Source organism: Malikia granosa (assembly GCF_002980595.1).
GTDB classification, from domain to species: domain Bacteria; phylum Pseudomonadota; class Gammaproteobacteria; order Burkholderiales; family Burkholderiaceae_C; genus Malikia; species Malikia granosa.
Genome location: NZ_PVLQ01000015.1, coordinates 52997 through 76378, shown reverse-complemented (window position 1 = coordinate 76378; position 23382 = coordinate 52997). Strand labels below are relative to the sequence as shown.

At 68.3% G+C, this 23382-nt stretch carries 19 protein-coding genes; 5 read left to right on the top strand and 14 right to left on the bottom strand.

Going from position 1 to position 23382, the window contains the following annotated elements; translation table 11 throughout:
- Positions 1-92: 92 nt before the first annotated feature.
- Positions 93-1157: a tripartite tricarboxylate transporter substrate-binding protein gene (locus C6P64_RS05370; protein WP_105747563.1), complete on the bottom strand. Its 1065-nt coding sequence runs from the start codon at positions 1155-1157 to the stop codon at positions 93-95.
- 83 nt (positions 1158-1240) lie between these two features.
- Here C6P64_RS05370 and C6P64_RS05365 point away from each other — a divergent pair, with 83 nt between their 5' ends.
- The gene (locus C6P64_RS05365) at positions 1241-2749 is read left to right on the top strand and encodes a hypothetical protein (protein WP_105747562.1); all 1509 of its coding nucleotides are present in this window, start codon (positions 1241-1243) and stop codon (positions 2747-2749) included.
- A 74-nt stretch (positions 2750-2823) separates the two neighbouring features.
- Here the strand turns inward: C6P64_RS05365 and C6P64_RS05360 are convergent, their stop codons facing one another.
- The gene (locus tag C6P64_RS05360; RefSeq protein ID WP_105747570.1) at positions 2824-3639 is read right to left on the bottom strand and encodes a DODA-type extradiol aromatic ring-opening family dioxygenase; all 816 of its coding nucleotides are present in this window, start codon (positions 3637-3639) and stop codon (positions 2824-2826) included.
- 170 nt (positions 3640-3809) lie between these two features.
- On the opposite strand from C6P64_RS05360, the gene aroE reads away from it, so the two are divergent.
- Complete coding sequence (gene aroE, locus C6P64_RS05355) at positions 3810-4652, top strand: shikimate dehydrogenase (RefSeq protein ID WP_105747561.1); 843 nt, start codon at positions 3810-3812, stop codon at positions 4650-4652.
- Here aroE and C6P64_RS05350 read toward each other — a convergent pair.
- The 6 genes from C6P64_RS05350 to C6P64_RS05325 all read right to left on the bottom strand — a co-directional run bounded on the left by C6P64_RS05350 (position 4633) and on the right by C6P64_RS05325 (position 11427).
- Positions 4633-5814, bottom strand: a complete 1182-nt coding sequence (locus C6P64_RS05350; RefSeq protein ID WP_105747560.1) for an MFS transporter — start codon at positions 5812-5814, stop codon at positions 4633-4635. The two genes, aroE and C6P64_RS05350, sit on opposite strands and share 20 nt — an antisense overlap.
- Before the next feature lie 5 nt (positions 5815-5819).
- Positions 5820-6914: a chorismate synthase gene (gene aroC, locus C6P64_RS05345; RefSeq protein ID WP_105747559.1), complete on the bottom strand. Its 1095-nt coding sequence runs from the start codon at positions 6912-6914 to the stop codon at positions 5820-5822.
- A 107-nt stretch (positions 6915-7021) separates the two neighbouring features.
- Positions 7022-7507 carry a hypothetical protein gene (locus C6P64_RS05340; RefSeq protein ID WP_105747558.1) on the bottom strand — a complete coding sequence of 162 codons (486 nt, stop codon included), beginning with the start codon at positions 7505-7507 and terminating at the stop codon, positions 7022-7024.
- 53 nt (positions 7508-7560) lie between these two features.
- Positions 7561-9510 carry an LruC domain-containing protein gene (locus C6P64_RS05335; RefSeq protein ID WP_105747557.1) on the bottom strand — a complete coding sequence of 650 codons (1950 nt, stop codon included), beginning with the start codon at positions 9508-9510 and terminating at the stop codon, positions 7561-7563.
- 96 nt (positions 9511-9606) lie between these two features.
- The gene (locus C6P64_RS05330; protein WP_105747556.1) at positions 9607-10062 is read right to left on the bottom strand and encodes a CBS domain-containing protein; all 456 of its coding nucleotides are present in this window, start codon (positions 10060-10062) and stop codon (positions 9607-9609) included.
- 108 nt (positions 10063-10170) lie between these two features.
- Entirely contained in the window at positions 10171-11427 is a 1257-nt protein-coding gene (locus C6P64_RS05325) for a YihY family inner membrane protein (protein WP_105747555.1), read from the bottom strand.
- A 57-nt stretch (positions 11428-11484) separates the two neighbouring features.
- On the opposite strand from C6P64_RS05325, the gene C6P64_RS05320 reads away from it, so the two are divergent.
- Genes C6P64_RS05320 through C6P64_RS05310 form a run of 3 tightly spaced genes read left to right on the top strand, consistent with a single transcriptional unit; the run spans position 11485 to position 14392 of the window.
- Positions 11485-11934 carry a DUF2069 domain-containing protein gene (locus tag C6P64_RS05320; RefSeq protein WP_105747569.1) on the top strand — a complete coding sequence of 150 codons (450 nt, stop codon included), beginning with the start codon at positions 11485-11487 and terminating at the stop codon, positions 11932-11934.
- A gap of 1 nt (position 11935) precedes the next feature.
- Positions 11936-13378, top strand: coding sequence for an FAD-binding oxidoreductase (locus C6P64_RS05315; protein WP_105747554.1), 1443 nt, complete (start codon positions 11936-11938; stop codon positions 13376-13378).
- Between the two features lie 51 nt (positions 13379-13429).
- On the top strand, positions 13430-14392 hold the full coding sequence (locus tag C6P64_RS05310; protein ID WP_105747553.1) for a thymidylate synthase: 963 nt from the start codon (positions 13430-13432) through the stop codon (positions 14390-14392).
- Positions 14393-14428: 36 nt separating this feature from the next.
- Here the strand turns inward: C6P64_RS05310 and C6P64_RS05305 are convergent, their stop codons facing one another.
- From C6P64_RS05305 to C6P64_RS05280, 6 genes are all read right to left on the bottom strand, one after another.
- Positions 14429-14743, bottom strand: coding sequence for a DUF2322 family protein (locus C6P64_RS05305; protein WP_105747552.1), 315 nt, complete (start codon positions 14741-14743; stop codon positions 14429-14431).
- A gap of 64 nt (positions 14744-14807) precedes the next feature.
- Positions 14808-15440, bottom strand: coding sequence for a LysE family transporter (locus C6P64_RS05300; protein WP_105747551.1), 633 nt, complete (start codon positions 15438-15440; stop codon positions 14808-14810).
- A 24-nt stretch (positions 15441-15464) separates the two neighbouring features.
- Positions 15465-18152: a sensor domain-containing protein gene (locus C6P64_RS05295; protein WP_170073045.1), complete on the bottom strand. Its 2688-nt coding sequence runs from the start codon at positions 18150-18152 to the stop codon at positions 15465-15467.
- A gap of 147 nt (positions 18153-18299) precedes the next feature.
- Complete coding sequence (locus C6P64_RS05290) at positions 18300-18671, bottom strand: cupin domain-containing protein (RefSeq protein WP_105747549.1); 372 nt, start codon at positions 18669-18671, stop codon at positions 18300-18302.
- A 16-nt stretch (positions 18672-18687) separates the two neighbouring features.
- Positions 18688-19254: a dCTP deaminase gene (gene dcd / locus C6P64_RS05285; RefSeq protein ID WP_105747548.1), complete on the bottom strand. Its 567-nt coding sequence runs from the start codon at positions 19252-19254 to the stop codon at positions 18688-18690.
- Positions 19255-19337: 83 nt separating this feature from the next.
- Positions 19338-23306 carry a response regulator gene (locus tag C6P64_RS05280; protein WP_105747547.1) on the bottom strand — a complete coding sequence of 1323 codons (3969 nt, stop codon included), beginning with the start codon at positions 23304-23306 and terminating at the stop codon, positions 19338-19340.
- Between the last annotated feature and the right edge of the window lie 76 nt (positions 23307-23382).

Below are 23382 nucleotides of genomic sequence, written 5' to 3'. Positions count from 1 at the left end.
TGTTCACCCGCTATGACAAGACCGATGTGATGTTTGCGGCCTTCATCACCGTCGCGTTCATCGCCGAGGTCCTTCGATTGCGTTAACAGGCCCTAGTCGATCCGCGAGCCGAGCGACTGCGCCAGCGCGCGCCAGCGGCGTGACTCGCGCCGCAGCAGCAGCGTCAGCTCGGCCGGGCTGCCGGTCTGGACGCCGGCGCTCTGGGCCGCGAACTCGGCCTGCAGCGCTGGCGACTCGAGAACCCGGGTCACGGCGGCATTGAGCTTGTCGACCGGCGCCTGGGGCAGGCCAGCCGGCGCCAGCAGGAAGACCTGGGTCACGGCCTGGAAGCGCGGCAGCAGCTCGGCGATCGCCGGCACCTCGGGCAAGGCCGGCACGCGCCTGGCGCTCGTGACCGCCAGCAAGCGCACGCGCTGGCTCCTGGACGCGGCGATGGCTGCCGGCAGGCTCAGGACACCGAGCTGGATCTGGCCAGAAGCCAGGTCAGCCAGGATCGGGCCGCCGCCCTTGTAGGGCACATGGTTGAACTCCAGCCCCAGGCTCTGGCCGAACAGCTCGGCGCCGAGATGGGCGATCGTGCCGACGCCGGGCGAGGCGTAGCTGTAATGCCCGGGCCGGGCCTTGAGCTCGAGGATCAGCTCGCGCAGGTTGCTGGCCGGAAACGAGGCATGGGCCAGCCAGGCGAAGGCCAGCGAGGCCACCGGACTGACCGGCGTCAGCTGCTGCGGATCGGGCCAGCTGCCCTCGTGCAGCAGCGAAACCAGCAGCAGGCCGGTGTCGGCCAGGTAGAGCGTGTAGCCGTCGGCCGGCGTGCGCGCCAGCTCGGCCACCGCCAGCGCCCCGCTGACCCCGGGCTTGTTGACCACCACCACCGGCTGGCCCAGCTCCTGGCCCAGCCGGGCGGCAAACAGCCGCCCGAGCAGGTCGCCGCCGCCGCCGGCCGGATAGCCCAGCAGCAGCTTGATCGGGCGTTGCGGATAGCCGGCCCAGTCGTCGGCGCGGACCAGCGGCGACCCGAGCAGCAGCGCCGCCGTCAGCCCGAGCCCGAGCCAGCGACGCCAGCCAGCTGGGCCGGCAGCCAGGCCGGAGCGGAACGAATCCAGCCAGCGGCAGCCGCCGCCGATGACGACCGCACGAGCACAAACGGCTGAATTCATACTTTTCACTTATGGACCGATCATTTTTCGGGATCAATTGTCCCATCTAATGAAGTTCTGGTTTTTTTCATAGGAATTTTTCCATGCACAGCTCACTTCATTCCCAGCGCAGCGGCCTGGAGCGCCTGCGCCAGTTCAGCCGTCCGGTGATGGCTGTCGCCACCGGCCTGATGGTCGCGGCGCTCGCGACCGGCTGCGGCGGCAACGACCTGCTGGCGGGCTCGCTCGACCAGCATTTCGGCAAGGCCAGCGATGGCACGCCTGACGGCATCGTCAGCCTGTCGCTGGGCAGCGGCAACGACTTCGCCAAGGGCATGGCCGTGCAGGCCGACGGCAAGCTCATCGTCGTCGGGAGCAGCACCAGCACCGGCGGGAGCAGCAGCAATATCGTGATCGAGCGCTTCAACAGCGACGGCACGCTCGACACCAGCTTCGGCGCCGATGGCAACAGCGACGGCACGCCCGACGGCGTGGTCAACCTGGACCTGGGCGCCAGCAGCGACGACGCCAAGGCGGTGGCGATCCAGGCCGACGGCAAGATCGTGGTCGCGGGCAACAGCACCCCGGTCGGCGGCTCGAGCAACGTGGTGCTGGCGCGCCTGAACGCCAATGGCACGCTCGACAAGACCTTCGGCGCCGATGGCAATGCCGACGGCACGCCGGACGGCGTGGTCCAGCTCTCGTTCGGTGCCGGCGACGACGCCGTCGACGCAATCGCGATCCAGAAGGACGGCAAGATCGTGGTCGCGGGCGACACCACCAGCAACACCGGCGGCAGCCAGAACATGGTGGTCGCGCGCGTCAACGCCGACGGCAGCCTGGACGCGAGCTTTGGCGCCGGCACGGCCGACGGCACGCCGGACGGCGTGGTCAGCCTGTCGCTGGGCGCTGGCAACGATGAAGCCAAGGCGGTGGTCATCCAGGCCGACGGCAAGATCGTGATCGCCGGCAACACCGTCGGCAGCGATGGCAGCAGCAATATCGCGGTGGCCAGGCTCAAGGGCGACGGCAGCCTGGACGCGACCTTTGGCGCCGGCAACGCGGACGGCACCCCGGATGGCGTGGTGGCCGTCTCGCTGAGCAATGGCAACGACAAGGCCAAGGCCGTCGCGCTGCAAGCCGACGGCAAGATCCTGGTCGGCGGCGTGACCATTGGCGCGGACAAGAGCAGCAACGTCGCGGTGGCCCGCCTCAACAGCGACGGCACGCTTGACGCCAGCTTCGGCGCCGGCACTGCCGATGGCACGCCCGACGGCGCGGTCGCCGTGTCGTTCGGCAATGGCGACGACAAGCTCAAGGGCCTGGTGGTTCAAGCCGACGGCAAGATCCTGGTGGCGGGCTCCAACACCGCGGCCGACGGCTCGACCAATGCCGTCGTGGCGCGCCTGAACAGCAATGGCTCGCTCGACGGCAGCTTCGGCCAGGACAGCAGCGACGGCACGCCCGACGGCGTGGTCAGCCTGTCGCTGGGCAGCGGCAACGACTCGGCCGAAGCGATCGCGCTGCAGGCCGACGGCAAGATCCTGATCGCGGGTGACCATGTCGCCAGCGACAAGTCGAGCAACATCTTCGTCGCCCGCCTGATCAACTGATCACGCTGCCGCGAAAACCGCGCAAGACCGCGGCTGCCCTGGGGCGGCTGCGGTCTTTTTCGTTCAGTCTGCGTTCAGGCGAACGCAATCGCGTCCATCGCGAGGTAGCTGTACATCACCTCGCGGTTGAAGTATTCGGGCTCGGCCGCGCCGGGCTGGCCCCAGCCGGCCGCGCCCAGCGCGAAGTACAGCGGCAGGTAATGCTCGTCGGTCGGATGGGCGCGCACGGCATGCGGCGCCTGGCGCCGGTAGTCGAACAGGCGCTCGCGGTCCTGCGCCAGCAGCGCCTGCTCGACCCAGCGCGCGAACTCCTGCACATAGGGCGCGGCCGGTGCGTCCTGTTCCGGCCGGCCGCCCATGAACTCGCGCAGGTTGTGCGTCATGCTGCCGGTGGCCAGGATCAGCACGCCCTGCTCGCGCAGGCCGGCCAGCGCCTGGCCGAGCGCGTACAGCTCGCGCGGCCCCATCTGCACCGGCAGCGACAGCTGCAGCACCGGCAGCTCGGCCGCCGGCAGCAGGAAGCGCAGCGGCACCCAGGCGCCATGGTCGAAGGGACGCTCCGGGTTGGCCTGCGCCGGCAGGCCGGCCGCCTGCAGCTTCTCGATCACCTGCTGTGCCAGCTCGGGCGCGCCCGGCGCCGGGTATTGCAGCCGGTACAGCGGTTCGGGGAAGCCGCCGAAGTCATGCCAGGTCGCGGGCTGCGGATGGCTCATGACCTCGATGCCGCGCGACATCCAGTGCGGCGACAGCACCAGCACGGCGCGCAGGTCGCCGCGCTCGCGCAAGCGCTCGCCCATGCGCTGCAAGGCCGGACCGGTCTGGCCGGGGTCGAGCGCGAACATCGGCGAACCATGCGAAACGAACAGGACGGGCAGCGGGGAATGGGTCATGAGAGCGGAATCCAGGAAAAGCCAGGCCGGGGCCTCGATGTCTTGACTGTAGCGCCAGGCCGGGCGCGGCAGGTTCAGCGCACGGATCGACCGCATTCAAAAACACTGAGCATTGCCGCGCTTCGGCGACAATCGAATGGAACCTCTTTCCAGCTCAATCTTGGCTTGACATGTCCACGCAGAATCCCGACCGCTACGCCGTCATCGGCAACCCCATCAGCCAGACCAAGTCGCCGCTGATCCACATGGCCTTCGCCGAGGAAAGCGGCCAAAACCTGGTCTATATCGCGCTCGAAGGGCCGCTGGGCCAGTTCGCCGCCACGGTCGACCAGTTCCGCGCCGCCGGCGGCAAGGGACTCAACGTGACCGTGCCGTTCAAGCTCGATGCCTGCGCCTATGCCACCGACCTGTCGGAAGACGCGCGTGCCGCCGGCGCGGCCAATGCGCTCAAGTTCGAGGGCGACCGGGTCTATGCGCAGAACTTCGACGGCGTCGGCCTGGTGCGCGACATCACGTACAACCTGGGCCAGCCGCTGGCGGGCAAGCGGGTGCTGCTGCTGGGCGCTGGCGGCGCGGCGCGCGGCGCCATCCTGCCGATCCTGCGCGAGGGCCCGGTGCAGCTGTTCGTCGCCAACCGCACGGTCGACAAGGCGCAGCAGCTGGTCGAGGCCCTGCGCGCCAGCGGCGCCGGCGCGGCCCTGCAGGGCGGCGGCTACGAGGCGCTGGCGGGCCAGCGCTTCGATGTCGTGATCAATGCCACCTCGGCCAGCCTGAGCGCGGCGCTGCCGCCGCTGCCGGCTTCGGCCTTCGAGACCGATGGCCTGGCCTACGACATGGTCTATGGCAAGGGGCTGACGCCCTTCCTCAGGCTGGCCCAGCAGGCCGGCGTGCGCCAGCTCGCCGACGGCGCCGGCATGCTGGTCGAGCAGGCGGCCGAGGCCTTCGCCTGGTGGCGTGGCGTGCGCCCCGAGACGCGGGCCATGATCGCGCGCATCAGCGCGCCGCTGGTCTGAAGCGGCGCTGCGCGGCCCGCATCTGCCAGGCCGCGCCGCAAGCCAGCAAGGCCATGGCGGCAGCGAACCAGAACACGCTGCCGACGCCCCAGCGCGTGCTGACCAGGCCGCCGAGCAGGCCGCCGATCACGCCCGAAAGACCATAGCCCAGCACCGCATAGAGGGCCTGGCCGCGGCCGCGCAGCCGCGCCGGGAAATACTGGCCCAGCAGCGCGATGCAGACCGAATGGTGGGCGGCAAAGGTGATGGCATGCAGCAGCTGGGCCACGAACAGCAGCCAGAGCCAGTCCCCGCCAGCTGCGGTGACGACAAAGCGCAGCAGCGCCAGCCCCGCCGCCAGCAGCAGCCAGCTCCCATGACCCAGCAGCGGCAGCCAGCGCGCCTGGGTGAAGAACCAGCCGATCTCGACCAGCACCGAAACGGCCCAGAGCAGGCCGATGACCGACTTGCCATAGCCCAGCGAGTCGATGTAGAGCGAGAAGAAGACATAGAGGGCCACATGCGCCATCACATGCAGGAAGACCGAGGCGAAGAACCAGGCCACCTCGGGCCGGCGCAGCACCGGCCAGACCCGCTCCGAGCCCGGGCCAGCATGGGCAGGCTCGCGCCGGTCGGGCAGCCACCAGCAGCTCGCGACCACCAGCGCCAGCGTGCCGGCGGTCCAGGCCGGGAAGCTGGCCATGCCACGGGCGTCGAACCAGGCGCCGGCCAGCAGCACCATGAGCAGGAAACCGGCCGAGCCGCACAGCCGCACCCGGCCATAGAGGCGGGCGTCGAAGCCGCCGGCGCGGCTGACCAGTTGCGCCAGCGCGGCCTCGCTCATCGGCATCATCGCGCTGGTATGGGTGAACATCAGCAGCAGCAAGCCAGCCAGGCCCCAGAGGCCCAGCTCGAGCCCGAGTCCGGCGCTGCAGGCCAGCGCGACCATGGAGCACAGGCGCAGCAGCCGCACCCGTTCACCCGTGTAATCGCTCAGCCAGCCCCAGGCATAGGGCGCGAACAGGCGCGTGGCTGACTGCATCGAGGTCAGCAGGCTGATCGCGAACAGCCCGAAGCCGGCCTCCTTGAGCCAGAGCGGCAGGTAGGGATTGAAGAAGCCGATATGCGCGAAATAGCTCGCCGACAGCGCGGCGAAGGGCCAGAGTTCGCGCCCCCGGCTCAAACCTGTCAGCGCGCGGCGGCGATGTCGGGCGTGCTGACTCGTACGTCGCCGCACTGGGCGCGGTGGCGCAGCGCATGGTCGATCAGCACCAGCGCCAGCAGCGCCTCGGCGATCGGCGTGGCGCGGATGCCGACGCAGGGATCGTGGCGGCCCTTGGTGATCAGCTCGGTCGGCTGGCCCTCGAGGTCGATGGTCGCGCGCGGGACCAGGATCGAGCTGGTCGGCTTGATCGCGATCGACACCTCGATGTCCTGGCCGGTGCTGATGCCGCCCAGGATGCCGCCGGCGTTGTTGCTCAGGAAGCCGTCGGGCGTCAGCGAGTCGCCATGCGTGCTGCCGCGCTGCGCCACGCTGGCGAAGCCGGCGCCGATCTCGACCCCCTTGACCGCGTTCAAGCCCATCATCGCGTAGGCGATGTCCGCATCGAGCTTGTCGTACAGCGGCTCGCCCAGGCCGACCGGCACCTTCTGTGCCGTGACGCGCAGGCGCGCGCCGCAGGAGTCGCCCGACTTGCGCAGCTCGCCCATGTAGTCTTCCAGCGCGGACACGTCGGCGACCGGCGCGAAGAAGGGGTTGTTCGGCACATGGTCCCAGCTCTCGAACCCGATCTCGACCTCGCCGATCGCGGTCATGCAGCCCTTGAAGGTCGTGCCGTAGGCCTGCTGCAGCCATTTCTTGGCCACGGCGCCGGCCGCCACCGTCGGCGCGGTCAGCCGCGCCGAGCTGCGGCCGCCACCGCGCGGGTCGCGGATGCCGTACTTGTGCCAGTAGGCGTAGTCGGCGTGGCCGGGCCGGAAGGATTGCAGGATGTTGCCGTAGTCCTTGCTGCGCTGGTCGGTGTTCTCGATCAGCAGCGCGATCGGGGTGCCGGTGGTCCGGCCCTCGTAGACCCCGCTCAGGATGCGGACCTGGTCCGGCTCGTTGCGCTGGGTCACGAACTTGCTGGTGCCGGGCCGGCGCCGGTCCAGGTCATGCTGGATGTCCGCCTCGGACAGTTCCATGCCCGGGGGACAGCCGTCGATCACGCAGCCGATGGCCGGGCCGTGCGATTCGCCGAAGTTGGTGACGGTGAAGAGTTTGCCGAAGGTGTTGCCGCTCATGGTTGTCGATTATCCCAGAGCGGCGGCAATTGCCAGCGCGAGAGCGGCGCAATCCGCCCAGTCAGACGAATGGCCGTCGCGCTCGCCGCTGGCATGCCGGCAGGACATCAGACCTTGAGCTGGAAGACCAGGGTCGAGATCTTGTCGGCACTGACCTTGCTCGAAGCCAGCACGCCGAGCTCCGGGCGCTGGTCGTCGAACAGCTCGACCAGGACCATGTCGCTGCTGCCAGCCGGCAGGTTGAGCACGCCGAGATCGACCTTGCCAGCGGCATCGGTCATGCCCGAACCCAGGGACTCGCCACGCAGGGTGAGGGTCTGGCCATCCTGGGCCTCCTCGGTGTAGCGCGACACGTTGACGCGCAGGTTCTCGACTGCAGTGCCCTGGACCGCCACGGTCGCCGCGGCCGGCACCACTTCCCAGTTGAAGCCATTGCTCACCGCGGTGCTGATCGAGGCCTGCACCTGGGGATCGTTCAGGGAGTTGCTGGCGGGCTTGCTGTCGGTACCGGTACTGCCACCACCGCCACCACCGCAAGCCGAGAGAAGCACCGTCGCAGCGGCCAGAACGAGTTGTTTCTTGAAAGAAATCATGATGTTTCCTAGCGGCCGGTCAGTGACCGGCCATCCACTGTGGGAAATGGGGTTCAGCGACCGTTGCGGAAGGTCTTGGCGGCCTGCAGGCTGGCCTTGTCGGTCTTGCCATAGGTCGGCGCACTCTTGTCGCTCGGCGTGACGTACCAGGTCTGGCTCTTGCTGCCGCCCGACGCCGCCCAGCTGACGAAGTCGGTATAGGCCGTCTCGACGCGAACCGCCTCGGCCGGGTAATCCCAGAGCGCCGGGATGTTGAGCGCCCAGGGCAGGCCCTTGCTGGTCATGTAGGTGTAGCTGGTGCCCAGCTTGCTGGCATCGACCCCGGTGTTGAACAGGCTGGCGTCGGCGCGGGCCGACGGCTTCTTGCCCGGCAGGTGCACCTCAATGCCCGGCTTTTCAGTGCGGAACAGGAAGGGGTCGTAGGGCACGCTCGGGAAGCTGCCGGCATACAGGGGCGAGCGGTCGGTCAGGGAACCGCTGGTCTTGGTCTTCATCTTCACGACCAGCTTGAACTCGGTGAAGCCGCCGATCGGGCAGCCCGCCGCCGCGTTGTAGAAGCCCAGCGACTTGCAGTTGCTGTCCGACTGGCTGGCCTGCAAGGCGTAGGCGTCCTTGAAGATCTCGAACACCGCCTGCTTGTGAATGCTCTTGTCGAGCGGGGCGATCGTCTGCTCGGAAGCCTGGTTGTTGGTGTTGATCGTGGTCAGGGTGGCCGACTCGACATCGTCAGGCAGGATGCCCGGCAGCGCAAGCGCGAACCCGTTGCGGAAGCCCGCGCCGCGCGCATCGAGGCGCAGGTTCATCTCGAGGCGCGAGACCTTGCCGGCCGCATGTTTGATCTCGCGGCTGCGGTAGCGCACGACCATGTCGTTGAGGTCGTAGTCGCCCTCGTTGGGCCAGTTGTCCTCGTAGGCCAGCGTGGCCCAGCCGGTGCTGCTCGGGTAGTCCTTGTAGCTTGCCGCGGTCGGATCGAGGGGATAGGCGTCGATCGGGTCCTTGGAGTTGCTGCTCGTATCCTTGACGCCGTCGCCGTCGCTGTCCTTGTTGTCGGCAACGATGTTGCTGATCTTGGCCAGGTTGGTGATGTTTTCGGGCCCTGCCGGCGTCACGTGCACTGCCAGCAGCACATCGTTGAAGTCGTGGTCACCACCCGTGCGCAGCATGTCCTCGAAGCCCAACACGAGGCGCTGGAACGCTGGCGCGCCATTCCTGCCGGCCACCATTTCCTCGTTGAGCAGGATGGCGTGCTGGCGCAGGTTGCGGTCATCGTCGGGCTCGAGGTTGTTGAGCGCCTTGAGCGAATAGTAGATCTTGCGGCTGCTGTTCTCGTCGACACCCGGGGTGCGGGTGGTGCCGCTGGCGTTCTGACCGCCGGCAAGCCTGAGGTCACGGCTGCCGCTCCAGCCGTCGGCCACGATGAAGAAGCCCACGCCCACGGGCTTGCTGCCGGTGCTGACATGGAACTTGACGGTGCTCGCCTTGCTGGAGGTCGCGACCTTGAAGGGCGTCTCGTTGTCCTGGGAAGCGTTGGGGAAAAGGATCAGTTCGCTCTTGACGTCGGCCGGCGACTTGGGGGGATTCGCGGGGTCATAGGTGAAGTAGCCCACGCTGTTGCGGTAGCCGGCGCCCTCGGACAGGAAGCTGACATAGATGTCGGACTCGAGGCCGGCCTTGAGCACCAGGTTGGTCTGCTCGTCGGAGCCCAGGCTCACCCGGGTGTTGTTGTTGATGTTGAACGCTTCGGGCAGCATGACGGCGATGCGGCTCAACAGGGTCTTCGGCAGATCGGGAATCGGCAGATTCTCCAGGTTGGTCGTGTAGGCCGAGTGCTTGGGCTCGCCGTCGTCGGTGTCGTAGGGCAGGTTGCCGTAAGTCGGCGTACCGACCTGTCCCAGGTATTGCCAGATGATCTTGTTGTTCGTGACGGTATAGCCTGTCAACCCGAGAGCCGCTGCCGCTGCCAGGGCAGTGACCGCGAAAAGCCGCTGTTTATTCGTTGCCATGATCAATATAAGTATTCAAAAACAAAAAAACAGTCTACCGGGACGGCAGACTGTTCTGTGACCAGAATGTAAATTCTGGTGGGAGTGCGGGGAAGGTCAGGACTTCTCGTCGACTTCCTGCTCCGGCCATTCGCGGATATAGGCCTTGAGCATCTTGTTCTCGAAGTTCTGGGTATCGACGATGGCCTTGGCAACGTCGTAGAAGCTGATCACACCCATCAGCATCTTGCCGTCCATCACCGGCATGTAGCGGGTGTGGCTCTCGAGCATCAGCGGGCGGACCTGCTCGAGTTCGGTCTCGGGGGTGCAGGTCGAAGGATTGCGGTCCATCACCTTGTCCACGGTCTTGCCGGCGACCGTGCCGGCATTGCGGGCCAGGGTCTTGATGACCTCGCGGAAAGTCAGCATGCCGACCAGCTGGCCATTCTCCATCACGGCGAGCGAGCCGATGTCGAACTCGGCCATGGTCTCGATGGCGTGCGAGAGTTTCTCCTCGGGGGAGACGGTGTAGAGGGTGCCGCCCTTGACGCGCAGGATATCGCTGACTTTCATGTTGTTCTGCTCCTTGGGCGCACCATCGCACCCGACACAAATATAGCCCACAAATCGCGCCCGCGAAGGCCCGCCATGCAGGGGAAATCCCGCTGGCTGCAGCGCCGCTCAGGCCGCCGGGGCCGGCAGGGCGTCGGCCAGGGTCAGCGCCGGCCAGCCGCTGGCTCGCCAGAACGCCTGGGTGGCGCCGTTCAGCGGCAGGCAGAGCGCCTGCAGCAGCGGGGCCAGCGGGGTGCGGGCGGCATCGACCAGCAGCACATGGCGCCCGTCGGCCTCGCTCAGGCGACCGACCCAGTCCAGCGCCTCGAGCGCCTCCAGCGGCGGCTCGAGCTGCAGCGGATCGACGCGCAGCTCGCGCGCGAGCGACTCGAGGCTGCAGCCGCGCCGGCCCTCGCGGCGCGCGCGCTCCAGGGCCGCCAGCAGCTCGAGCGCGAGCTGCAGTTCCCAGCCCGGCGCGTCGGAGTGGCGCTCGATGCCGCCGACCAGGCTGGGCAGGTAGGCGGTGAGCACGGCGCCGAGCAGCACGATCACCCAGCCGGTGTAGAGCCAGATCAGCAGGATGGGCACGGTCGCGAAGGCGCCGTAGACGGCCGAATAGGTCGGCACCTGCACCAAGTACCAGCCCAGCACGCGCTTGGCCAGCTCGATCGCGGTCGATGCCAGGCAGGCGCCGGCGAAGGCATGGGACCAGCGCACCGGCGCGTTCGGCACGAAGCGGTACAGCGCCGCCATGCCCGCCAGGCCGAGCAGGAACTCGATCGCCCCCAGTGCCAGCTGGACCCCGCCCGGCACCGCGCTGACCCAGCCGCGCGAGGCCGACACCGCATAGGAGCTCAGGCTCAGGCTGGCGGCCAGCAGCAGCGGACCCAGGGTCAGCACCGCCCAGTAGATCAGCACCCGCTGGGTCAGCGAACGTGGCTGGCGCACGCGCCAGATGTCGTTGAGCTTGCGGTCTATCGTCAGCACCAGCATCAGCGCGGTGACGAACAGGAAGATCGCGCCGGCCCAGCCCATCTTGCCGGCCTGCTGCGAGAACTGCAGCAGGTAGTTGCTGACCTGGCGCGCGATCTGGTCCGGGATCAGGCTCTGGATCAGCCATTGCTGCAGCTGCGCCTGCAACCGGCCGAAGACCGGAAACACGCTGAAGATGGCCAGGCCGACGGTGAACAGCGGCACCAGCGAGATCGTGGTGGTGAAGGTCAGGCTGCCGGCCGTGATGCCGAGCCGGTCCTCGCGGAAGCGCTCGCGCAGCGTCAGCGCGGTGCTGCGCCAGGGAAAGCGGCCCAGCAGCTGCAGCAAAGCGGGCAGCCAGGCGTCGAGCAAATGCAGGCGGCCGGACTGGCGCGCGCGCGCGGGGGTTTTCATCCCCGGTATCATGCCATCGCTGCAAGACAAGACATGAAGAACACCCGCCCCGACCCGATGCCTGATGCCCCGCCGGGCATCGTACTCCCGACCCCGCCCGGGGTCGACCTCGCGCGCCGCGCTGCCGTCGCCTGCACCCTGGCGCTGATCGTGCTCGGCCTGGCCTGGGAGCTGTGGCTGGCGCCGCTGCGCCCGGGCGGCTCGACCTGGGCGCTCAAGGTGCTGCCGCTGTGCCTGCCGCTGGCCGGACTGCTGAAGAACCGCATGTACACCTACCGCGCGCTGAGCCTGCTGGTCTGGCTCTACGTGATGGAGGGCTCGGTGCGGGCCTGGAGCGACAAGGGCCTGTCGGCCTGGCTGGCCGGGCTCGAGCTGCTGCTCTGCCTGGGCCTGTTCGTCGCCTGCACCGTCCATATCCGGCTGCGGCTGAAGGCGGCGCGGGCCGCGCTGGCCGCCGCCGCGGATGGCGATGCCGGCACAGCACCTTCGACCAGAGAGATGCACTGACATGAACGACCACCCAGACCTGCTGTCCGCCCTGCGCGCGGCCGTCGGCGCCCAGCAGGTGCTGACCCACGAGGACCCGGCCACCGACCTGGCGGCCTACGAACAGGACTGGCGCCGCCGCCACCGCGGCCGCGCGCTGGCCGTGGTGCGCCCGGGCAGCACGGCCGAGGTCGCGGCCGTGGTCCAGGCCTGCGCCGCCGCCGGGGTTTCGATCGTGCCGCAGGGTGGCAACACCGGCCTGGTGGTCGGCAGCGTGCCCGATGCCAGCGGCCAGCAGGTGCTGCTGAGCCTGCAGCGCATGAACCGGGTGCGCGCGCTCGACGCCGCCAACCTGACGCTGACGCTCGAGGCCGGCTGCATCCTGCAGGCAGCCCAGCAGGCGGCCGAGGCCGCCGGCCTGCTGCTGCCGCTGAGCCTGGCGGCCGAGGGCAGCTGCACCATAGGCGGCAACCTGGCCAGCAATGCCGGCGGCACCCAGGTGCTGCGCTACGGCAATGCGCGCGAACTCTGCCTGGGCCTCGAGGTGGTCACGCCGCAGGGCGAGGTCTGGGACGGCCTGGTCGGCCTGCGCAAGGACAACACCGGCTACGACCTGCGCGACCTCTACATCGGCAGCGAAGGCACGCTGGGCATCATCACCGCCGCCACGCTCAAGCTGCACCCGCAGCCGGCGGCCCGGCTGACCGCCTGGGCCGCCGTGCCGTCGGTCGAGGCAGCGGTCGAGCTGCTCGGGCTGGCGCAGCGCCAGCTCGGCGCCGGCCTGACCGGCTTCGAGGCCATGAGCCGCTTCGCGCTGTCGCTGGTCGACAAGCATTACCCGCAGCTGCGCGTGCCGTTGTGGCAGGACCATCCCTGGTGCGTGCTGCTCGAGAACTCCGACAGCGAGAGCGAGGCCCATGCGCGCGAGCGCTTCGAGGCGCTGCTCGAGACCGCGTTCGAGCAGGGCTGCGTGAGCGACGCCGTCGTCGCCGAGAGCCTGGCCCAGGCGCACAATCTGTGGCATATCCGCGAGAGCATCTCGCTGGCGCAAAGCGAGGAAGGCCTGAACATCAAGCACGACATCAGCCTGCCGGTCTCGGCGATTCCCGCCTTCTGCGCCGCGACCGATGCGCAGCTGGCCGTCGAGATCCCGGGCGTGCGACTGGTCAACTTCGGCCACCTGGGCGACGGCAACCTGCACTACAACGTGCAAGCGCCCGAGGGCGGCGACCCGGCCGCCTTCCTGCGCGAGCAGGAGACCCGCATCAACCACATCGTGTTCGACTCGGTGCGGCGCCATGGCGGCTCGATCAGCGCCGAGCATGGCATCGGCAGCCTGAAGGCCGGAACGCTGCCGCAGTACAAGCATCCGGTCGCGCTCACGCTGATGCGCCGCATCAAGGCCGCGCTCGATCCGCAGGGCATCATGAACCCGGGACGGGTGCTGACGCAGAATCCTGGCTGAACGGTGGGCGCCATGGCGGCGTTAAAATAGTCAGCTTTTGAGGCCAGCGCCGTGAAGCAATACCTCGACCTCGTCCGCACCGTCTTCGAGCAAGGCAGCTGGCAGACCAACCGCACCGGCATCCGCACCCTGAGCCTGCCGGGCGCGTCCATGCGCTTCGACCTGAGCCAGGGCTTCCCGGCCGTGACGACCAAGAAGCTCGCCTTCAAGTCGGCGGTCGGCGAGCTGGTCGGCTTCCTGCGCGGCTACCGCAGCGCGGCCGAGTTCCGCGCGCTCGGCTGCAAGGTCTGGGACCAGAACGCCAACGAGAACGCCGCCTGGCTGGCCAACCCCTACCGCCTGGGCGAGGACGACCTGGGTCCGGTCTACGGCGTGCAATGGCGCAACTGGCCGGCGTTCAAGGCCCTGCCCGCCTCGGCCACGGGACAGATCGCGGACGCGCTGGGACGCGGCTATGTGCGCATCGCCGACACGGCGGATGGCCAGGTCGTGCTCTACAAGGCGGTCGACCAGCTGCGCCAATGCCTGGACACCATCGTCAACAACCCGAGCGACCGCCGCATCATCTTCCACGGCTGGAACTGGGCCCAGCTGGAAGAAATGGCGCTGCCGCCCTGCCACCTGCTGTACCAGTTCCTGCCCAATGCCGGCACGCGCGAGATCTCGCTCTGCCTCTACATCCGCAGCAACGACATCGGCCTGGGCACGCCGTTCAACCTGACCGAGGGCGCGGCGCTGCTGCACCTGGTCGGACGCCTGACCGGGTTCAAGCCGAAATGGTTCAGCTACTTCATCGGCGACGCGCACATCTACGAAAACCATGTGCCCATGCTGCAGCAGCAGCTCACGCGCGAGCCGCTGCCCGCGCCGCAGCTGCTGCTGTCGGACCGCATCCCGGACTATGCCGTCACCGGCCAGTACCAGCCCGAATGGCTGGAAAAGATCGAGCCGGGCGACTTCAGTCTGCACGGCTACCAGCACCATGCGCCGCTGACGGCACCGATGGCGGTCTGAGCGGCAGGCTCAGTCTGCCGCCCAGGCGCCTGGCAATCAGACCGCGACCAGCTTGACCGAATAGCCCTGGCCCGAGGCGATCACCTCGAGCAGGCGGTCGATGTTCGGGTGCTTGCCCGGGTTGGCGCGCGCATCCACCGTGTGCTCGGCAAAAATCTCCAGCCCTTCCCGGGCGGCAGCCACGTTGATCGCGCCATGCTTGGCGGCCAGCGCATGGTAGACCGCCAGCGAACCGGCCTTGCCGGGCTTGTTCTCGATGCTGGCGGCGACGGCACCGGCGGCGTCGATCAGTTCGAGCGCGGCCAGCTGGGCGATGGAAGGGAGTTGCTTGAGGTTGTCGGCGAAGGCCATCTGGCTGTCCTGTCAATGAGTGGGTGAAGGAAAGCCCGCTATTGTGCCGCGGCCTCGGAGCAGCTCAATGCGCCGCCTGCTTGACCGTGGCCAGCAAGGTGGCAGCCGCGCCGAACAGGCCGCCGAAGACCCGGTTCAGCAGGCGCTGCTGCCCCGGCTCGCGCAGCAGCTTGAGGACCCTGGCCGCCAGCCCGGTGTAGCCGGCCATCACCACCAGGTCGACCGCCACCATGGTCAGCGTCATCAGCAGATACTGCGCCAGCAGCGGCCGGCTGGTATCGAGGAACTGCGGCAGCACGGCCAGGATGAAGACGATCGCCTTCGGATTGCTCGCGTTGACGACAAAGCCGCGCAGCAGCAGCGCCAGCGGGCGCCCGCGCCTGAGATCGACCGGCTCGGAGGCAAGCGCACTGGGCGGCGCGCTCCACTGCTTCCAGCCCAGGTACAGCAGATACAGCACACCGAACCACTTGATAAGGGCAAAGGCCAGCTCGGAAGTGGCCAGCAGCGCACCGACACCGGCCGCGACCACCGCGATCTGCAGCACCAGCGCCAGCTGCAGGCCGATGGCGTTCCAGTAACCACGGCGGAAGCCAAAATTCAGCCCCGACGACATCGAGGCAATCGCGCCCGCGCCGGGCGACAGGCTGATCAGCCAGCAGGCCAGGAAAAAAGCCAGCCAAGTATCCCAAGTCATGCAAACACCTCGTCCATCCTCAGTTCAAACAATGCCTGGAGCCCGCGTCGTCGCCAGATAGTCCTGGAGCCAACGTTCGTACTGCTCGGCCGGCATCGGCCTGGCATACCAGTAGCCCTGCACCTCGTCGCTGCCTTCGTGCGCCAGCATCGCCGCCTGCTCGGCGGTCTCGACGCCCTCGGCGGTGGTCCTCAGGCCCAGCGCGCGCGCCATCGCGATCACGCCCGAGACGATCAGGGCACTGTCCGGGTCGCTGCCCAGGTCGCGCACGAAGCTCTGGTCGATCTTGAGCTTGTCGATCGGGAAGCGCTTGAGGTAGGACAGCGAGGAATAGCCGGTGCCGAAGTCGTCGACCGACAGCTGCAAGCCGAGCGAATCGAGCTGCTTCATGATGCGGATCGCTGCCTCGGGGTCGGCCGAGACCACGCTCTCGGTCAGCTCGAGCTCGAGCCAGCCCGGCTCCAGGCCGGCTTCCTCGAGCACAAGCCGCACCAGCGCGGGAAACTGGGTCTGGCGGAACTGGACCGCCGAGACATTGACGGCCATCACCACCGGCGCCAGGCCCGCCTGCTGCCAGGCCTTGTTCTGCGCCACCGCCGTCCTGAGCACCCATTCGCCGATCGGCAGGATCAGGCCGCTGGCCTCGGCGATCGGCATGAACTCGGACGGTGCCACCGACCCCAGCTGCGGATGGGTCCAGCGCAGCAAGGCCTCGCAGCCCGTCACGCGGCCGGTGCTGAGTTCGATCTGTGGCTGGTAATGCAGCTCGAGCTCATGGCGCTCGAGGGCCCAGCGCAAGGCGTTCTCGAGCTGCAGCGTGCGGCTGGCGCTCAGCTGCATGCCGGGCTCGTAGAACTGGAAGTTGGCGCCACCCGCCCCCTTGGCCCGGTACATGGCGGTATCGCCGGCCTGCAGCAAGGCATCGACCACCTGTCCGTCGCCCGGGAACATCGCGATGCCGATCGACGGTGTCACGATCAGCTCCAGGCCCTCGAACTGCCAGGGAGCGGAAATGCGCGCGATGATGGCCTGCGCCAGATACGCCGCCTGCTCGGCATCCATCTGGGGCAGCAGCAAGGTGAACTCGTCGCCGCCCATGCGCGACACCGTGTCCTGTTGCCTGACGGCCTGCTCGAGCCGGGACGCCATCTCGACCAGCAAGGCGTCACCGGCCCGGTGCCCGAGCGAGTCATTGATGTACTTGAAGCGATCGACGTCGATGAACATCAGCGCCAGCGGCTCCTGTTCACGCTTGGCCTGGGCCAGCTCGGCCTCGATGCGCTCGCGCAGCAACACCCGGTTCGGCAAGCCGGTCAGGGCATCGTAGTGGGTCAGCTGGCTGATCCGGTCCTCGGCCTGCTTGCGCTGGGTGATGTCGTGGAAGATGCCGTAGTAGTTGCGCACCCGGCCGTCCTGGTCCCGCACCAGGCTGATCGTGAGCCAGGCCAGGAAGGGCTCGCCGCCCTTGCGCCGGTTCAGGATCTCGCCCTGCCAGCGACCGGCCCGCCGGATCTGGCGCCACATGTCTCGGTAGAAAGCCCGCGGCTGCTGGCCGGAGCGCAGCAGCATGGGCAGCTGGCCCAGCACCTCGCCGGCCGCATAGCCGGTGATCTCGCTGAAGGCCCGGTTGACCGACAGGATGCGCTTGCTGCCGTCGCAGATCACGATGCCCTCGGAGCTGTTCATGAACAGGCTGGCATTGAGCTCGAGCGCCTGCTCGCGCAGCTTGCGCGCCGTGATGTCCTCGGCCAGGATGACGATGCTCTCGACCCGCCCGTCGACCGACTCGCAAGGCTGGACTTTCCAGCGCAGCCAGCGCTCGCTGCCGTCGGGCAAGCGGCAGGGTTCCTCTTCGCGCTGCACCGTCTCGCCGGCCAGGGCGCGCTGGTAGGCCTGCCGCCACTGTGGCGGCAGTTCGGGCAGCAGTTCGTCATGGGAACGTCCGACCAGGTCTCCCGCCGCCCCGAGCTGGAAATCCTGCACCCAGCGCTGGCTCGCGAGCAGGTAGCGCATGTCCCGGTTGAACATCGCCAGGGCGGCCGGGGCATGGGCCAGGAAGGTGTCGAGCTTGACCTGCCGGTCGCGCAAGGCCTGCTGGACCTGCTCCTGTTCGGTCACGTCGCGCCAGCTGCCGACGATCTCGAACGGCTGGCCATCCGTGCCCCAGTAGAGCTGCAGCTGGTCGTCGATCCAGCGATAGCTGCCGTCGCGGTGCTGGAAGCGATAGCGCAGGCTCAAGGTGCCCAGCTGCTGCAGCTGCTGCCAGGCCTGCCGCACCTGGGACCGGTCATCGGGGTGCAGATGCTCGAACCAGAAACCGCTGCGGTCCAGCCAGTCGGCGGGCAGATAGCCGGTCAGGCGCCAGACATTGGCGCTGACATAGACCGGCCGCCAGCCCGCCTTGGCGCCGAGATCGGGCGTCAAGGCATAGATGATCGAGGCGCTGGTATCGACGAAATGCTCCAGCTGGTTGCGGGTGCGCTCGAGTTCGCCCCGGACCGCGGCCTGTGCTCCCTCCTCGCGTCGCACCAGCCAGAACAGCAGGGCCGCCGTGCACAGCACGAAGAGCTCGCCCTTGAGTGACTGGACCTGCACGACCAGGGCGTGATCCTCCAGCAACTGCAAGGCGAGCCAGTCAGAGCCCCAGACCCAGAGACTGGCCAGGACGAAGTAGATCAGACCAATCCTGATGGATGCAGGGAAACGGGCCACCCTGAAGGTCTTTGAGGGAAACAAACAAGAACCTCCTCCGGAAAAAAGCCGGACGCCACCATGGGAAAACTGATGGGAATATAACTCCCGCCGTCATCCGCAGGAAAACCTTGCGCCCTGCCGGCCAGCCAGCAGAGCGGCCAGCCGCTACTTGACGATGCAGTAGACCTTGGTCATGCGCTCGAGCACCTCGAACGAGCCGGTGAAGCCGGGCGGAATGCGGATCGCCTGGCCCGGGCCGGCCTCCACGAAACTGCCGTCCTCGCGGTGCAGGCGGCAACGGCCTTCCAGGACGGTGAAGACTTCCTGCTCGGTCGGGCCGAAGGCAATGCGCCACTGACCCGGCTCGCAGCGCCAGACGCCGGTGCTCAGTTCGCCCGCGCCATTCAAGGGCGCGTCGAGCGCGTTCCAGGTCTCGCGCAGCGGATTGCCGCGCAGCAGGCGCTCTGGCTTGGGGTGCGAGAGTTCGGGCGCGCCGCTGACGGGCAGGCCGAAGGACAGCAGTTGCTCGGCGCTCATGTCTGGAACGGCCCGCTCAGGCGCGCGGCAAGGTCACGCCATGCTGGCCCTGGTACTTGCCGCCGCGGTCCTTGTAGCTGGTCTCGCAGACCTCGTCGCTCTCGAAGAACAGCACCTGCGCGCAGCCCTCGCCGGCGTAGATCTTGGCCGGCAGCGGCGTGGTGTTGGAAAACTCCAGCGTCACATAGCCTTCCCACTCGGGCTCGAAGGGGGTGACGTTGACGATGATGCCGCAGCGGGCGTAGGTGCTCTTGCCCAGGCAGATCGTCAGCACGTTGCGCGGGATGCGGAAATACTCGACCGTGCGCGCCAGCGCGAAGCTGTTGGGCGGGATGATGCAGGAGTCGCCGTGGAAGTCGACGAAGCTTTTCTCGTCGAAGTTCTTCGGGTCGACCACCGTGCTGTGGATGTTGGTGAATACCTTGAATTCGGGCGCGCAGCGGATGTCGTAGCCGTAGCTGCTGGTGCCGTAGCTGATGACCTTCTTGCCATCGACCTGGCGCACCTGGCCCGGTTCGAAGGGGTCGATCATGCCATGCTGCTCGGCCATGCGCCGGATCCATTTGTCGCTCTTGATGCTCATGCGAAAACCTGCCTATCCACTTGATTGATGCCCCAGACGGGATTTGACGGGCCGGCTGGCGGCCATGGCCCCGAAGTCTAACCTCATGCCGGATCGCGCATGGCCGCGAGCGCGGCCGGAAAATCGAAGCCGCGGATGGCCTGCGCCACGGCCTCGAAGCGATCGCCGAGCCCGGCGCGCAGCAAGGCCTCCTCGGCCTCGAGCAGGGCCTCGGATTCGCTGTCATCCTGCTCCAGCAGGCCGGTCAGCCGCTCGCGCAGCTGCTGCCAGCGCCGCGGATCGAAGCCGCTGGCGGGTGCTGCCGCAACCGGCGACGACAGGCGGGCCGCGATGGCCGCGACCAGCGCCGGCAGGCTGTGCTCGATCGCCTGCCGCAGCGGCTCGATCAGGGCCGGCGCCTGGCGCTCGCGCAGCGCCAGCTCCAGCCGCTCGGCCAGATCGCGCAGCGGCAGCGCGCCGAGCTGCGCCGCGACGCCCTTGAGGGTATGCGCCAGGCGCTCGGCCTGTGCCCAGTCGCCCGCCGCGAGCGCGACCGCGAGGCGGGCCGGCAGGTCGGCCTGGCCGGAGACGAACTTGCGCAGCAGCCTGAGGTAGAGCAGCTCGCGGCCCTGCAGCTGGCGCAGGCCCTGGGCGGCGTCGAGCCCGGCGATGCCCTCGAGCAAGCGCAAGGCCGAGCCTGGCGCCGCAGCCGGCAGGCTGGCGCCGGTCGCGCCAGCTGCCTCACCTGCTTCGACGACTTCAACTGCTGGCACAGCGCGCGGCCTGATCCACTGGATCAGCTTGGCCTTGAGATCATTGGGATCGATGGGCTTGGCGATATGGTCCTGCATGCCGGCCTCGAGGCAGCGCTCGCGGTCGCCTGCCATCGCGTTGGCCGTCATCGCCAGTATCGGCAGCTCGTCGAGCGCCGCGAGCTGGCGGATCGCGCGCGTCGCGCTCAGGCCGTCCATCACCGGCATCTGCATGTCCATCAGCACGACCTCGTAGGCCTGGCGCTGCACCCGTTCCAGCGCGACCGCGCCATCGGGCGCGATCTCGACTTGCAAGCCGAGTTCTTCCAGCAGCGCCTGGCCCACCTCCTGGTTGACCTCGTTGTCCTCGACCAGCAAGGCCCTGGCGCCGCGCAGGACCGAGGCATCCAGGGCCGCAGCACCGCCGCCCTCGGCCAGGCTGGCAGGCTGGGCCTGCCGGGCACCGAGCAGGCGCATGACGGCGTCGAGCAGGATCGAGGGCGTCACCGGCTTGACCAGCACGTCGCTGAGGCGCAGATCGGCGGCGGCCTGCAGCAGCGCGTCGCGATCGTAGGCGGTGACCATCAGCACCATCGGCTGCTGGCGCAGGGGCAGCCGGGCGATCGCGCGCGCGACCGCCAATCCGTCCATGTCGGGCATCTTCCAGTCCAGGAACACGATGTCGTAGGGCTGTCCGGCCTGCTCGCTGCGCTCGAGCTCGGCCAGCGCCAGCGGCCCGGACTCGACCGCGCTGACGTGAAAGCCCATCGAACGCAGCATGCCGGCCTGCACCTCGCGCGCGGGCTCGTTGTCATCGACCACCAGCATGCGCCGGTCGCGCAGGCAGGGCTGCAGCGCCGGCTGCTGCGACACGCCGCTGACGACCCCGAGCCGGACCGTGAACCAGAAGCTCGAGCCCTGGCCCAGCACGCTCTCGACGCCGATCTCGCCGCCCATGAGCTCGACCAGGCGCTTGGAAATCGCCAGCCCCAGGCCGGTGCCGCCGTACTTGCGCGTGGTCGAGCTGTCGGCCTGCTCGAAGCTGTGGAACAGCCGCGCCTGCTGCTCGGGCGAAAGGCCGATGCCGGTGTCGCTGACCTCGAAGCGCAGCCGCACGCCAGCCTCGTCGCGCTGCTGCAGCCGCAGGCACAGGCGGATCGTGCCGCGCTCGGTGAACTTGACCGCGTTGTTGACCAGGTTGATCAACACCTGGCCAAGTCGCAGCGGGTCGCCGACCAGGCGGGTCGGCACCTCGGGCGCGAGCTCGAGCACCAGCTCGAGCGACTTCTTCGCGGCGCGCTCGGCCTGCAGGTTGATGACATTGCCGAGCACCGGTTCGAGCTCGAACTCGATCTGCTCCAGGCTCAGCCGGTCGGCCTCGATCTTGGAGAAGTCCAGGATGTCGTTGATCACGCCGAGCAGGTGCTGGCTGGAGGACTGGATCTTGTGCAGGTGGTCGAGCTGCTGCGGCGTGAGCGCGGTCTTCTGCAGCAGATAGGTCATGCCGATGACGGCATTCATCGGCGTGCGGATCTCGTGGCTCATGTTGGCCAGGAAATCGGCCTTGGCATGGGTGGCCTGCTCGGCCAGCTCCTTGGCGCGGCGCATCGCCGCGAACGCCTCGCGCTCGGCCGTGATGTCCTGCACCATGCCGAAGAAGCCCGCCGCCGGGTCGCCGGGATAGATCGCCTGCGTCGACAGGCGGACCCAGAAGCGGCTGCCATCGCGGCGCACCAGTTCGCGCTCCTCGATGAAGCGGTGCTGCTCGAGCAGCGTCGCATCCAGGCGCGCGCTGAACTCGGAGCAGGCCGCGTCGTCGGTACAGAAGATCCGGGTGCTCTTTCCGTTCAGCTCGCCGGCCGCGTAGCCGAACATCTCCTCCAGGGTCCGGTTGCAACGGTGGATCAGCTGGTTCTTGACCGCCAGCAGGCCGGCCGTGGCGGCATCGAAGATGGCCTGCTGCTCGGCGCCGGCCTCGCGCAGGGCGGCGGTCGTGGCCTCGAGCTCGGCGGTGCGCTCATCGACCAGCTGCTGCAGATGCGCGCGGTAGCGTTCGAGCTCGGCCTGCGCCTGCTTGAGCTCGGTGATGTCGGTCGAGATGCCGCACAGCGCGTAGATCCGGCCCTGGTCATCGCGCAGCGGCAGCTTGACCGCGTAGTAGAGGCGGCAGCCTCCGTCCTGGGTGGTGTTGACCTCCTCGCCGGCCACGCGCTCGCCATCCTCGATGACGCGCCGGTCGATCACGCGCAAGGCCTGTGCGGTCGGGGCATCGAAGAAGGCGTCGTCGCCCCGGCCGATGATCGCGTCCACCGGATGTCCGAACAGCTCAGCCACCTTCTGGTTGACATACTGGTAGCGCCCGTCCCTGTCCTTGATGAAGATGTAGCCATCGACGCTGTTGAGTATGGTCGCGAGCTTGTCCTCGCTGGCGCGCAAGCGGCCGGTCTGGCGCGCGACCTCGCGCCGCAGCCAGGCAGCCGCGCCCAGCGCGAGCACCAGCAGGCCGGCCACGCTGAACAGGCTCCACCAGAGATAGGGTGGAATCCGGGACGGCTCGGGTGGCAGCCCCCAGCGCTTGAGCAGCGTGAAGTAGAGCGAGGACGGATCGTTCTGCCACTGCGCCAGGTGCTTGTCTATCGCCGCCAGCAGCTCGGGATTGCGCTCCCGTCCGGTCGCGAAGAACAGGCGCGAAGGCAGGAACATGATCGGCGTTTCCTGCAGCTGATAGGCACGGGCGTTGCGGTCGCCGAAATGGTGGTTGGCCGCGACGGCATCGAGCTCGCGCGACTCGACGCGGGCAAAGCCCTCGCGCAGCGAGGACACCGGCACCAGCTCGGTGCGCAGGCCGAAGCCCTCGAGCAGGGACTTCAGGTAGTCCTGCTGCACCGAGCCGTCGAGCACCGCCACCCGCTTGCCCTGCAGGTCCATCATCGAGACGATGCCGGACCCCTCGTGCCGGTACAGCTGCGACCAGCTGTTCAGGGCCGGCACATGGTGGAAGTCGAACAGGCGCGCGCGCGCCTCGCTGTAGGCGACATCGGGCATCAGGTCGAGGCGGCCTTCCTGCAGGGCCTGCAGGCAGTCGTCCCAGGCGCAGCGCACCGGGACCAGGGTCCAGTCCTCGCGCCGGGCGATCTCCTGGATCAGCTCGCCGAAGATGCCCGAGGGCTGGCCCTTCGCGTCGGAAAAGATCTTCGGGTCGTTCTCGTAGACCCCGAGACGCACCTCGCGCCCGGCCAGCGCGGCGCACGAGAGCCCGGACAGCAGGGCCACCAGCAGGACCCGGCTGGCGGTGCGCTTGAAGGCGGGCATCAGGCTCATGCGTTGGACTTCTGTCTCGGGACTCGGTCGGCTTCGGACAGGCAATTGTCATGCCCGGCTTGCCACTATTGTCCAT